Source organism: Pontibacter sp. HSC-36F09, from assembly GCF_024171605.1.
Lineage (GTDB): Bacteria > Bacteroidota > Bacteroidia > Cytophagales > Hymenobacteraceae > Pontibacter.
Genome location: NZ_JALKAA010000001.1, coordinates 593936 through 606926 on the forward strand (window position 1 = coordinate 593936; position 12991 = coordinate 606926).

A 12991-nucleotide genomic window follows, 5' to 3' on the forward strand; every position below is an offset into this window, starting at 1 on the left:
GGCATCGTGCTTTTATACCTGAGCCAACTTACTGATTTGGATTCGGCTTCAGGTCCTTGTCGTAGCGTTTCTTACGGTCACCTTCCTGGTTGTAGGCGCTGTCGCCGATAGCGGTGCCTTCACGGCCTTCGTAAATGTCCTCGTAATTTTCGGTGGTATCGTTGTCCATGCTGCTGCGGTCCATTTCTTCGGTGCGCTCATAATCACTGCGTTCCGTATTTGTCTCGCCGGGGTCGGTGCCCGTGTTACAGGATGCCATACCTATACCTAGCAATACGCCCAGCACAGCAGCCGTTGTCTTTATCGATTTCATAGTTCTTTCGTTTTAGATTTTCAAAGTACCATACCGCATCAGGGTATAGCTCTTTAATGTACGACCTCCCTACAATTAGAGTTAAAAAAAGCTACATCAGCCAGGTTTTGACGTATGACATAGCATACCAGAACTTGAAGACATGATGAACGGGAAAAGTAAGTCGGATCAGGAGAAGAGCACCAAAGAAATGTCGTCGGACACGAAAAAAGTAGCGGCCGAAAAGCAAACGCCACCGCCGCAGGGCACAGGCGCAAGCGATCCGCGCCATACAAAGGATGACAGCTCGGACGCCGAAGCACAAAAAGGCCACGCCTGATGATGCAGTAAACCGGCTATACCTTAACTTTGCGGCTATACCTGGTCTGCCATGAAAAAGAAATTTTTGAACCCGGCGCTTAAACGCAAGCTGCTGGTCATCTCCTTGCTGTGCCTGCTCATAGCCTCCGCCCTGCAACTCTATACCTTCGGCTTTGCCGATAACTTCTTTATAAACTGGCTTCGTATGTTTGTGGTGCTGTTTGTGCTGGTGGCAGGCACCGTGCTAGCCATTGTGCCCGGCGCAAATTACCTTGTCAATAAAACGTCGCAGCTGCTCAGTTAGGCGTTGCTATACCTTATACAAACGAAAAGCCCGCGATAACACCGCGGGCCTTTTGTTTTAGGGAACAATTGAAACACTTACACCATCACTAGCCATTGCTCCAGGTTTTCATGTTTTCACAGCTTAAAACCCTGGCTTTAACGCCCAGAAGCATTCAACTATAGATGATAATAATGCAAATATAAGTATATAAAAATAGATTTATATAATTTAATACCGTCTTAGTGCAGAATTATTCAAGCTTTTTTTAAAACACTGTATAACCTCCTCATTCCCAATACCTCCATACTGAACCCTGTTCGGAGCAGAACTTTTAACCTGACAACATCTGTTTAGAAAGCGCTACAGAATCAGTAGTTTTGTAGTCCGCGCCCTGTGGGGCGTTTGTTATTTTAAGATTCCCGAGACTTGAAGAAGCCCACCATACTGCTCATCACACCGCCGCTCACGCAGCTCAACACGCCATACCCTGCCACTGCCTACATCAAAGGCTTTCTCGCAGGTCAGGGCTATTCTGTTACCCAAGCCGATTTTGGCATTGAGCTGGTATTGCGAATGTTCACCCGAAATGGTTTGTCAAGAATTTTCCAGGCGGTGGAAGCAGGCGATTTCGAGTTGTCGGACAACAGCCTACGCATCCTGCGGCTGAAGCGGGAGTACCTGAACACCATCGAGCCGGTCATCCGCTTCTTACAGAACAAGGACACAACCCTGGCTCAGCAGATCAGCTACAGCCGTTACCTGCCCGAGGCCTCCCGCTTCGACCAGGTAGAGGACATCGACTGGGCTTTTGGCAGCATGGGCATCACGGACCGTGCCCGCTACCTGGCCACGCTATACCTCGAGGATCTGGGTGATCTTATCAAGGAGACGATCTGCCCTTACTTTGCGTTCAGTCGTTACGCTGAGAAGCTGGCTCTGTCGGCTACTTCGTTTGATCCGCTGGAAGAATCGCTGCAACAGGAGCCGAACCTGGTGGACCAGCTACTGCTGGAACTGCTGGAGGAACGTTTGCAGGAGGTGCAGCCGGATGTAGTGGGTTTTTCTATACCTTTCCCGGGCAACTTGTATGGCGGTCTGCGGCTGGCACAGTACATCAAGCAAAAATACCCGCACATCCATACCCTGATGGGCGGCGGCTACCCGAATACCGAGCTGCGCACACTCCGGGAGACCCGTCTGTTCAAGTACATCGATTTTGTGACCTTGGATGATGGTGAAGGTCCTTGGCTGAAACTACTGGAATACCTGCAAGGCGAGCGCCAATTGGATTTTCTGCAACGTACCTTCACACTACAGGACGGCAAGGTAGACTACATCAACGGCTGCCTCGACAAAGATATTCCGCATACCGAAGTCGGCACACCCGATTACAGCGACCTGCCGTTGCAGGAGTACCTCTCGGTGATTGATGTGATCAACCCAATGCACCGTCTCTGGAGCGACGGCCGCTGGAACAAACTGACCGTGGCCCACGGCTGCTACTGGAAACGCTGCTCTTTCTGCGACATCACCCTCGATTATATTTCCCGTTACGAAACGGCTCCGGCTGCTTTGCTGGTCGACCGCATCGAACAGATCATTGCCCAGACCGGCCAAACCGGCTTTCACTTTGTAGACGAAGCCGCACCGCCTGCCGCCCTGCGCGACCTGGCCATTGAGCTGATTCGCCGCGGCGTGAAAATTACTTGGTGGGGAAATATCCGCTTCGAGAAAACCTTTTCGCCTGACCTTTGCCATCTGTTGGCAGCCTCGGGTTGCATCGCCGTTTCGGGTGGTTTGGAAGTGGCCTCGGACCGCCTGCTTGACCTGATGAAGAAAGGTGTGAGCATTGCGCAAGTAGCTCGTGTGACCGATGGTTTTACGCAGGCCGGCATTATGGTGCACGCTTACCTCATGTATGGTTTCCCGACTCAAACGGCTCAGGAAACCATCGACTCGCTGGAGGTGGTGCGGCAGCTATTCCTGACCGGCGTGATACAGTCCGGCTACTGGCACCGCTTCAGCATGACGGCGCACAGCCCCGTAGGCAAGCATCCGGAGAAGTTTGGCGTAGTGAAAGTGGGTCCGCCGGAAGGTGCCTTTGCCAACAACGACCTCTGGCACGACGACCCGCAGGGCACCGACCACGAGTTGTTCGGCCCGGGACTGGCGAAGGCGCTCTACAACTTTATGCACGGCGTAGGACTGGAGGAGCCGCTGTCATTCTGGTTCGACTTTAAGGTACCGCGCGTGACCATTGACCGCGACCTGATTGCTAACGCCATACAGGAACCCGCCAAACCAGACAGTGAGCGTAAACTGGCACGTGTTTTCTGGCTTGGTAATGTACCCGAGATCGACTTTATGATGTACGCCAAAAAAGGCCAGACCATCGAGCGTTGCGTGCTGACCTTCTACGAGAAGGCCGAGGATTTCCAGATCAAGACCACCGCGAACATCGGACAATGGCTGCTGGAACAACTCACGCTACTGACCTCAGAAGAGGCGCCGGCCATGACGCTGAAGCAACTGGAAGAAACCTACCCACTGGACGCGCACCTGAACTTCACGGAGTTCCTGGCCTCGCCGGTTTGGTTTGAGCTTAGGGAGAAGGGGCTGCTGTTGCTGTAATATCATTAAGAGCTGAAGCAATTATAGCACGAGCAGGTCGGCAGGCGTAATTCCTATATCTTTCTTCTCAGGGAAAAGCATTTCTGTTAGCTTAAATTTATAGCCACCTTCACTGCTTTTGGGGTTTATTTTCCATTTATAACTGTAATTGTCGATTTTAAATTTGTCGATTGTTCCTTCTTTATCCCTTTTAAAATGGAGCAGCTCGTACGGTCTCTTTTCCTGCGAAATCAATTCTAACGCCACATCCTGTGCGACTAGATCATAGAGAAAAATCTCCGGCATATTAAAACTAACAAAATCCGTGTAGGCTGTATTTTCAATCCCGAAAGGCCCGATCTCGCCAAAGTTAACCGAACTAACCTGAACATTGAAGGTCAGGTATGAGCCTGCTGTCAAATTTGATGCGGCAATATTTACTGTAAGGCTACTATCGTTCTGGCTTATTTCGAATGACTTTGAGCTTACTTTTTTCGAAATAACTTTGCCTTTTTGCAGCGCATGGCTTGCTAGACTCTTGTTTTGCACCTTATCGTTTGGCGTAAGCGCAATATTAAAGCGTAATCCATTAGTAGCTGTAGCCTCATCAATAAACACGCTATAGTTATAGCCATAAATCAAGTGAAAATCCATCAGTCTGTTGGGAGGCACTGTGAGCTCTGCGTAATTTCCTACAGTAGACCCTACTTTCTCATTGCGTTTGTAAGTGACAAAAATGTTCGTCTCTTTGGATGACATCTTCCCTTCAAAGTCGGTGGGGCTAATTCTTGTGTTCGACAAGGGGCCGCTACTCTCATTATGCTTCATCATAATCAGGCGAGGCACCGTTTTGTTATAAGTTGGGTCGCCTACCAATGCGTGTTGGCCTAAGCAGTAAAACGGTAAGAGGGCAGCTAAAAGCAGCAGATTAAATTTCATGAAATAGTTTAAACGATAAATTGAGGAATAGGAAATCTGTACCCTTGCACTGCCGGTACAGTCTGGTGAAAGTGTTGATACAAATATTACTACTTATCCATGTAACTATCCCGCACCGCCTTGAACTCAGAGCCTGATTTCCACTGCGGCCACTCTGCTGAACCAGCCAGGCGCTTTCCTACCTGGTAGAGTAGCTTCAAATCTTCTACTACTCCATCCACTTTATAATCTGGGTGCATTTGGTCGGCTGCTTTGTGGTAGTAGTTGGCGTAGTACTCGTCCAGCTTCTTCTTACCTGCTTCTTTGCCGCCTTCTACCAGGTCCACGCCCGGGCCGATGAACAAGGCAGGTATACCAATTTTAGCAAAATTGAAGTGATCGGAGCGGTAGTATAGCCCAGCCTCCGGATTTTCTTCCGGCGCAATGTAACGCCCTGCCGCTTCAGCCTCCGCTGTGATATAATCCTCCAATTCGGATTGGCCCATACCGTACAGCACCACGTCTTTTGTCTTTCCGTAAGGATTCATCATGTCCATGTTGATGTTGGCAACCGTCTTTTCTTTCGGAAATACAGGATTTTCAGCATAGTAGGCCGAGCCCCACAGTCCCTGCTCCTCAGCTGTTACAGCCAGAAAAACGACAGTTCGCTCCGGCTGCACCGGCTGGGCCTTAAATGCTTTAGCGATCTCCAGCAAACCGGCTACTCCACTGGCATTATCCACGGCTCCGTTGTAAATGCTATCGCCTGCCGCGTCGGGCTTACCTATACCCAGGTGATCCCAGTGACCGGTATAGATGATGGTCTCGTCAGGACGTGTGCTGCCGGTAATTTTGGCGATGAAGTTGGAAGTTTTGTCGTAGCGGGTCTTCACTTTCATAGAAGTGCTGGCCTGCAGGTTGAGCGGGAAAGGTTTGTTTCCTGGCTGATGCGCTTTGCCGAGTACAGTCTTATAATCCATACCTGCAGCAGCGAACAGTTTCTCGGCAATTGGTGTGGTTATCCAGCCTTCCATGGCGCAACGATAAGTTTCTTTGCCACGGCTGTCGAGATACATTTTTGAGGTATTCCAGTTGTTCTGCACCACCTGAAAACCGTAGCCGGCCGGCTCCGTGTCGTGTATGATCAGCGCTCCTTTTGCTCCCTGGCGGGCTGCCTCTTCAAATTTGTAGGTCCAGCGCCCGTAGTAGGTCATGGCTTTTCCATTGAACACAGCCGCATCCTGCGCATAGAAACCCGGATCGTTCACCAGCACCACTACAATTTTGCCCTTCACATCCAGACCGGCATAGTCGTTCCAGTTATATTCGGGGGCCACAATACCGAAGCCGGCGAACACCATCTCGGTCGGGTCGATGTTGATGTTCTCTTCTGTGCGGCGGGTCCAGATCACGTAGTCGTTGCGGCCTTCGAGTTTCAGTTCCTGCTGTTTGCCTTTGATAATCATGTTCGGGCTGGCAGTGGTGTTCACTTCCACCATCGGCACCTCCTGAAAATAACTGTCGCCATTGCCCGGTTCTACTCCCAGCGCCTTGAACTCACGTTCTAAATAGTCCAGCGTTTTTTGCTCGCCGGAAGTGAAAGGCTTGCGACCTTCCATGTCGTCAGCGGCCAGTGCGCTCAGGTAGTTGCCGTAGCTTTCGGTGGATAAGGTGGTCACATTTTCGGCACCGGCTTCTCCTGTTTCAGGGCTGGAGGATTGGCAGGCAGTAAATAACCCCGCCATCAGGGCAGGCAATAAAATTGGTTTGATTATTTTGATCATCGTGCTATCAGGTTGATGGAATTAGCCGAAGCTAAGGTATAGCGGCTATGGAAGTGTTAAAGTACAGAATCCTGATCAGGAATAAAAGCAGCTTGGCCGGGGCTATACCTTATACCTTATACCTTATACCTTATACCTTATACCTTATACCTTATACCTTATACCTTATACCTTATTGCTGCGTAGCTGACTGCTTGTTGCTCATTCTGAAATTGGAATCAGGTATAGCCGTGACCTATGGTATAGAAGCTCGCGGGTATGGCAGGCAGAGCGAGGTATGGCAAAGCAACATCTTTAAAAACAAAGAGCACCCACAGCTTTACGCCATGAGTGCTCTTAAACTTTCTAACTTATCAGTCCCGCTTCGATTTAAGAAGCTGCCTTAGCTCAGCCAGTTCGTCGCGATACTTGGCGGCTTGCAGGAAGTCGAGGTCTTTGGCGGCGGCTTCCATCTGCTTCTCGGTTTTCTTGATCAGCTTCTCTAGCTCGTCGCGCTTCATCATCTGGATCACCGGTTCTGCCGCAATCGATACATCTTCCGGACCAGCGTATATTTTCACTTCCTTCTTCTTAGAATCCGCTACCGATGTCTGCTCAAATATCTCGTCCTTGGTCTTGAGGATCGTGCGTGGTGTAATGCCATGTTCTTCGTTATAGGCCATCTGCGTCGCGCGGCGGCGGGTGGTTTCGTCAATCGCCCGCTGCATAGAGCCCGTGATGCGGTCAGCGTACATGATCACGCGTCCCCGTTCGTTACGGGCGGCTCGGCCCATGGTCTGTATCAGGGAACGCTGGTCGCGCAGGAAACCTTCTTTATCGGCATCTAGGATGGCTACCAGACTCACTTCCGGCAAGTCAAGTCCCTCGCGCAGGAGGTTCACGCCTACCAGTACGTCAATCTCACCGAGTCGCAGTTCGCGCAGAATTTCCACGCGGTCCAGCGTCTTCACTTCCGAGTGCAGGTACTTTACTTTGATGTTGAGGCGATCCATGTATTTGGTCAGTTCCTCGGACATACGCTTGGTCAGCGTCGTCACCAGCACACGCTCTTTGCGCTTGATACGCTCGTCTACCTCGTCCAGCAAATCATCCACCTGATTAGCGCTCGGCCTGATCTCGATCTCCGGATCCAGCAGACCGGTCGGACGGATGATCTGCTCCACAATCACACCTTCTGATTTCTGAATCTCGTAATCGCCTGGCGTGGCACTTACGAACACCACCTGGTGCATCATGCTTTCAAACTCATTGAAAGTGAGCGGACGGTTGTCCATGGCCGCCGGCAAACGGAAGCCATACTCCACCAACGCTACCTTACGCGAGCGGTCGCCGCCCCACATGGCGCGCACCTGCGGCACCGTCACGTGGCTCTCGTCGATCACCATCAGGAAATCATCCGGAAAATAATCAAGCAAACAGAACGGACGCGCACCCGGGGCACGGCGGTCGAAATAGCGGGAGTAGTTTTCTATACCTGAGCAGTAGCCTAGTTCCCGGATCATCTCCAGGTCAAACTCGGTCCGCTCCTTAATGCGCTTCGCCTCCACCGGCCTGTCTTCTTTCAGGAAGTAGTCGTGCTGGGCTACCATGTCGAACTGTATCTCATGGATGGCTTGCTGCAGCGTGTCCTTGCCGGTCACGAAGAGGTTGGCCGGGTATAGCGTCACGGCTTTCTCGTCGGCTATTTTTTTACCCGACTCCGGATCGATGCGGTGAATCTGCTCCAGCTCATCGCCGAAAAAGTACAGTCGGTACGCGAAGTCAGCATAGGCCGGGAAGATGTCAACCGTATCGCCTTTCACGCGGAATGTTCCACGTGTGAACTCGGCCTCGGTGCGACTGTAGAGAATCTGCACAAAGGTATAGAGCAGGTTGTTGCGGCTATACTTCTGTCCCGGCGCCAGGTAGATCACGTTCTTGCCAAACTCCTCGGGGTTACCGATACCGTAAATACACGACACCGAAGCCACCACAATCACATCGCGGCGCCCCGAAAGCAAAGCGGAAGTAGTGTGCAGACGCAGCTTCTCGATTTCCTCATTGATTTGCAGATCCTTCTCAATGAACACATCCGAAGAAGCAATGTATGCTTCCGGCTGGTAGTAATCATAGTAGGAGATGAAGTACTCGACCGCATTATCAGGGAAAAATTGCTTGAATTCGCCGTAGAGCTGCGCGGCCAGGGTCTTGTTGTGGCAAAGCACGAGCGTTGGTTTACCCGTATTCTTGATCACGTTGGCCATGGTAAAGGTCTTGCCTGTACCAGTGGCTCCCAGCAGCACCTGCACAGGCTCTCCCTTGTTAACGCCCTCGGTGAGCTGAGCGATCGCTTTCGGCTGGTCGCCGGTCGGTTGAAATTCTGATGTTAGCTTAAAATCCATTCGTTGGTTTTACAACTTGTAAAGATATACTATAACATGAAAAATGGGCTGTAAGTTTAGCTTTTGTCATTATAATAGAACGCACAAGACGAATACCCCGGAAACAAAAAACCTGCTCTAATGAGCAGGTCTTTGCATGTTTAACTATTCCTAACAATTAAAAAATTAGGCACTCTGTAAAAACTGTTCTATTCATCTGAGCAAACCTGCTTTACCCGCACCGGCGGGAACATCGTGTAGTTGGCAGTGCAACGCGGCCCATACTTGGTGTTGCGCTCAAGCGATAGGTAAGCTACTTCACCGGAATGCCTTAAGTCTTCAGGCAGATTGTCGGTGGTGACGAAGCCGCTCTGCAATTGCCCGATGTACTGATTGCTGCGCTGCTCGCCTGTGCCGTCGCCGTCCAGAATATGAAGCACGTACCAGCCGGCTGCGCAATCGGGCCCCACCACCTCTACCTGCAGGCAGGCCGGAACCGCCTCTTCCTGGTCGGCGCAGCTCACGAGCAGCAGCGCCAGCAACAGGTATAGCACAACAAGGGACAGGACACTTTTCATAGTTTTATGTTGTACTAATGGCTTTGGTAAGCAGGGCTACCCAACACAGGCATTGGTTGCCGGGTTGTTTGATGTGTAGTCTTCTTCATCTACCGACGCCTCTGCGCTGCGCCAGGAGCCCTTTATCTGTATAAATAATAAGTATCCGTGAAGATGGCGCTTGGGTCAGATCCGTAATAGGTTCCTTCCAGCACCAGCATTCGTTGGTCGTGATGCAGGACATGGAACCGGGCGGACCATCCGAAATTGCTCAGCACAAACGCGTTGGGCTGCGAGTAGTCGGCTTTAAAACTGTCGCGGTACACACTCTTGTCGTTCTGTTGGCTTGCACGTTGCAAGAAGGCACTATCAGCCTTAAACTCGAAGTAGTCGCTTGTAGTGCCTGTGTACATCACCGAGGTGCAATTGCCACTACGGCACAGTTTGTTATTCACGCGCTCAATGCGCCACTTGCCCTGAACGGACTCGCGCAGGCCTTTCTCATTTACAACCGGTTGCATGTCTTCATCTGATTTTGCGCAGCCTGTCGCCATACCTGACAGAACAATAGCCATAGCCGCACACCACAACATCTTTTTCATAGCACAGAAGGCGACGTTTAGAAGGCGCCCAAAAAGGAATTGTCTTGGATCGCGCAGCCTGAGAGCAGCACAGAAAAGAGTAAAAGCGCCAGCAATACATACCACCCCGATATGTTTTCACGGCCGGCAGCCACCAGGGCAACCAGAGTCTGCAGAACGTATCTCATGAACAGCATCATTTGCATAGCGCTTTTATCTAAAATCAACCAATCACTCTATACTCTTATGATTCCAATTGGCGCCGAAGGGTTGCAAGGCCCTAAAAAAAATCTGAAATTATTTTCGGGAGTTGCCCAGCTGGTAGTTCAGGCTCATGTTCATGCCAATGGCGTAGGGTTTTCCCTGTGGTGCGGCGGCTTTGTCCGGGTCTGCCACCAGGGTGTTGAAGTAATGCCGCACCTCCGGGCCAAGTGCCAGCGTCAGGTTAGACGAGATGCGTTTGCCAACACCCACAGAGCCATTTCCGGAGAATTGCACGTTGCGGAAAGGCGAGTCATAGTCGTCGGCGGTGTAATTGACTGACTGCACCTCCTGATTGGAAGCCGTCACGCTGGACTCCAGCAGGAAGTTGGCAGCCACACCCGCGGCGGCATACACGAACCAGTCTTTGTTGATGTCATGCTCGTACTGCAAGCCTACCGGCACGGTCAGGTGGCGGTACTTGTACTCGGTATCGAACGAGTCGCCTGTGCGGGCCACGCTCACGGAGTCGGACGAGAAGCCATCGTTTAGTGCCGACGTGAAGTAGGTGGTTGGGCTGAGTTCGTAGCGCTCGTTAGAGCGCGGTTTGGTCCAGAACTGGCGCACGATAAAGTTAGACCTGGAGCGTGACTTGCTCTCGCTGTAACCTATACCTGTCAGCAGCTTCAGCTTCTTCTTTAATTTGAAACCGGCTTTCGCCTCCACTGCATAGGAGTAGGCTGGTTGCGTGCTCTCTTCAAACTCGTCGCGGGCGGCCGATATATTCTGGAAAGACTCTTTCGACGCATTGACACTTGGGCCTGCTGCTGCCAGGCTGAATCTGTTAGCACTGTTCTTTGGCATAGAGAGCGGGTCCGGCAGGCCAATGTTCTGTTCGAACACAGACGGCACATAAGCCAGGTTCAGGCTCCAGCGGCTGTTTGATTTGGTTGCTGCTTCCACGGTTTTCGGTTGCTGGGCAGCAAGTTTACTCTGCGCCGCCTCCACTGACTGCTGAGCTTGTTGACGGCTGGCCTGTTGTGCCTCGCTCATCTCGGCAAACGACTTAGGCCTGGCTGCCAGCGACTGGCTTCCTACTGGAAATTGCTGTCCTGTAGCTGGTGCACTGTTTCCGAATGTGATCGTTACACTCTCCCAGGTGATGATCTGGATATAGCGATTGCCATGAGGAGCGAAAAGATTGCCTTGCGCACCACCAGCGGCGTTGCCAGGAAACCCGCCCGACACATAGCCTCTGCTACGGCCCGGCATAGGCGTGTAGCCCAGGTATGAACTGTAACCCGGCGACACATTGTAATAATCGCCTGCCTGTGGGCCGTCATTAAGTTTGATTACTTTGGCAGTTGCCGTCCGCCCGTCTTGATTTGTACCTCTAGCATTTGTCGCTTGCTTGGTAGTTGCTGTTTCCTCTGTGTAGGTATAGGCCATAGCCGCGGCTTCCTCTTGCTGTGTAGCATAGGCCTGCATGGCCTCCTCCACAGTTGCAGGGGCAGCAGCTGATTTGGTTGCCGGTGCGGCGGCTATACCTGGCTGGGCTCCAGGCTGGTTCAGGCTGCCACTGTAGTAATAGGCCAGCAGTGCGCCGGTCAGGGCAAAAAGCACAAAACAGGCCGCAGCGAGCTGTCGGTAAAAGAGTGCCCGTTTCTTGTAATCCTTGTTTTCCTGCACGGTCAGGTCGTGGTCGATGCGGGCCCAGAGGTCCGGGGCAGGCCTGGCCTCAGCATCGAACAGGCGGCGCTGGAATTCGTCTTCCAGGGTGTTTCGCTTATGGTTATTGGCTGATGACATGCTCTTGATATGATTTCTCCTGGCGCTCGAGCATACCTTGCAGTATGGCCCTGGCGCGTGAATACTGTGACTTTGATGTACCTTCGGAAATGCCAAGCATCTCCCCTATTTCTTTATGATTGTAACCCTCGATGGCGTACAGGTTGAACACCATGCGGTAGCGTGGGGCCAGGCTTTGGATCATGCTGAGCAACTCATCCATGGAGTAGCCCGTCAGGATAACGCCCTCCGACGCGATGTTGCTCACTTCCTCCGTTTCATGTGAAACGGTCATGAGCGACTTCTGCCGCAGCTGTTTCAGGGCGGTGTTGATCATGATGCGACGCACCCAAAACTCGAGCGGACAGTCCCGCTTGAAATTCTGAATATTGGCAAACACTTTCACAAACCCTTCCTGCATCATATCCTCTGCCTCGAAGCTCGTGGGGGCGTAGCGCATACAAACCGCCATCATCTTGCGCGAGTAAAGGTCATAGAGCAGCCGCTGCATGTCCCGCTTGCCGGCAATGCACCCCTCTATGAGTTTATCCTCGTCTGACTTAGGTTTTGTAAAAAGCTTCAAACGCCTTTCCTTTTAGCTCCACTCCTATGATTCCCATAGCGAGGCAATGGTTGCAAGCACAAAAAAATAATTTTTCACCTCTGGTGGATGGCATAAAAGCGCACCAAGAACAATTGCACAGTAAATATATTAAGATTAAATATTCCTACAACAGAAAACTGTGTATAAACAGCAAGGGCCTCTCCAAAACGGAAAGGCCCTTGCCGGAATTATTTAAGGTGAGAGAGGTTTTAGAGGACAGTTAAGAACAAAAGCTTGTAGAACATGATCGAGAAAAGGGCAGCGATCAAAACCCAGGTATAGCCGATGATCTGGTAAGCGTCAGAGGCCCCTTCGCCATCCTGACTCAGCACTTCATAGGCCTGCAGCCGGGCTTGCCCCAGTATGTTTTTGGACACCAGTTGATAAGCAGTGTGTATACCCAGCACCACCAGCACCACATCATCCAGAAAACCGAAGACAGGCACCAGGTCAGGAATCAGATCGATGGGAGAAATAGCATAGCCGATGACCACAGCCAGCAAGAGCGGCACATACCATCTCACCTCCGGATGGCGGGCAGACAGGTATAGGGCGTAAATCTCCGCATTCATCTCATGCGCTTTCTGGCGAAGGTAGGTCAAGTGCATCATGGGTGTAAGAGTAAGGGGGTGATTTATTTCTCCTTACGCAGCAGCACTACCAGAAAGTTTCATAATAACATAAAATAT

14 protein-coding genes are annotated in these 12991 nt (G+C 51.4%); 4 read left to right on the plus strand and 10 right to left on the minus strand.

Annotated features, from left to right (window positions below):
• Nucleotides 1-28: 28 nt before the first annotated feature.
• Complete coding sequence (locus L1278_RS02685) at nt 29-313, minus strand: hypothetical protein (protein ID WP_253400923.1); 285 nt, start codon at nt 311-313, stop codon at nt 29-31.
• Between the two features lie 142 nt (nt 314-455).
• On the opposite strand from L1278_RS02685, the gene L1278_RS02690 reads away from it, so the two are divergent.
• The 3 genes from L1278_RS02690 (at nt 456) to L1278_RS02700 (ending at nt 3530) form a co-directional block, all read left to right on the plus strand.
• Nucleotides 456-632 carry a hypothetical protein gene (locus L1278_RS02690; RefSeq protein WP_253400924.1) on the plus strand — a complete coding sequence of 59 codons (177 nt, stop codon included), beginning with the start codon at nt 456-458 and terminating at the stop codon, nt 630-632.
• A gap of 51 nt (nt 633-683) precedes the next feature.
• Nucleotides 684-917, plus strand: coding sequence for a DUF2798 domain-containing protein (locus L1278_RS02695; protein ID WP_220626000.1), 234 nt, complete (start codon nt 684-686; stop codon nt 915-917).
• Nucleotides 918-1325: 408 nt separating this feature from the next.
• On the plus strand, nt 1326-3530 hold the full coding sequence (locus L1278_RS02700) for a radical SAM protein (RefSeq protein ID WP_253400925.1): 2205 nt from the start codon (nt 1326-1328) through the stop codon (nt 3528-3530).
• Nucleotides 3531-3551: 21 nt separating this feature from the next.
• Here the strand turns inward: L1278_RS02700 and L1278_RS02705 are convergent, their stop codons facing one another.
• Both L1278_RS02705 and L1278_RS02710 read right to left on the minus strand, forming a co-directional pair.
• The gene (locus tag L1278_RS02705; protein WP_253400926.1) at nt 3552-4448 is read right to left on the minus strand and encodes a hypothetical protein; all 897 of its coding nucleotides are present in this window, start codon (nt 4446-4448) and stop codon (nt 3552-3554) included.
• Between the two features lie 89 nt (nt 4449-4537).
• Nucleotides 4538-6211 (minus strand): M28 family metallopeptidase, encoded by a 1674-nt coding sequence (locus L1278_RS02710; protein ID WP_253400927.1) that lies wholly within the window; start codon nt 6209-6211, stop codon nt 4538-4540.
• A 47-nt stretch (nt 6212-6258) separates the two neighbouring features.
• On the opposite strand from L1278_RS02710, the gene L1278_RS02715 reads away from it, so the two are divergent.
• The gene (locus L1278_RS02715; RefSeq protein WP_253400928.1) at nt 6259-6597 is read left to right on the plus strand and encodes a hypothetical protein; all 339 of its coding nucleotides are present in this window, start codon (nt 6259-6261) and stop codon (nt 6595-6597) included.
• Here the strand turns inward: L1278_RS02715 and uvrB are convergent.
• The 7 genes from uvrB to L1278_RS02750 form a co-directional block, all read right to left on the minus strand.
• On the minus strand, nt 6565-8592 hold the full coding sequence (gene uvrB / locus L1278_RS02720; RefSeq protein ID WP_253400929.1) for an excinuclease ABC subunit UvrB: 2028 nt from the start codon (nt 8590-8592) through the stop codon (nt 6565-6567). The genes L1278_RS02715 and uvrB overlap by 33 nt on opposite strands.
• Before the next feature lie 188 nt (nt 8593-8780).
• Nucleotides 8781-9149, minus strand: a complete 369-nt coding sequence (locus tag L1278_RS02725; protein WP_253400930.1) for a hypothetical protein — start codon at nt 9147-9149, stop codon at nt 8781-8783.
• Between the two features lie 122 nt (nt 9150-9271).
• Nucleotides 9272-9730, minus strand: a complete 459-nt coding sequence (locus tag L1278_RS02730; protein ID WP_253400931.1) for a hypothetical protein — start codon at nt 9728-9730, stop codon at nt 9272-9274.
• A gap of 17 nt (nt 9731-9747) precedes the next feature.
• The gene (locus L1278_RS02735; protein ID WP_253400932.1) at nt 9748-9897 is read right to left on the minus strand and encodes a hypothetical protein; all 150 of its coding nucleotides are present in this window, start codon (nt 9895-9897) and stop codon (nt 9748-9750) included.
• A gap of 109 nt (nt 9898-10006) precedes the next feature.
• Nucleotides 10007-11719 (minus strand): outer membrane beta-barrel protein, encoded by a 1713-nt coding sequence (locus L1278_RS02740; protein WP_253400933.1) that lies wholly within the window; start codon nt 11717-11719, stop codon nt 10007-10009.
• Complete coding sequence (locus L1278_RS02745) at nt 11703-12281, minus strand: RNA polymerase sigma factor (protein ID WP_253400934.1); 579 nt, start codon at nt 12279-12281, stop codon at nt 11703-11705. The genes L1278_RS02740 and L1278_RS02745 overlap by 17 nt, the downstream gene beginning before the upstream one ends.
• Nucleotides 12282-12511: 230 nt before the next feature.
• The gene (locus L1278_RS02750; protein ID WP_253400935.1) at nt 12512-12913 is read right to left on the minus strand and encodes a YkvA family protein; all 402 of its coding nucleotides are present in this window, start codon (nt 12911-12913) and stop codon (nt 12512-12514) included.
• Nucleotides 12914-12991 lie beyond the last annotated feature (78 nt).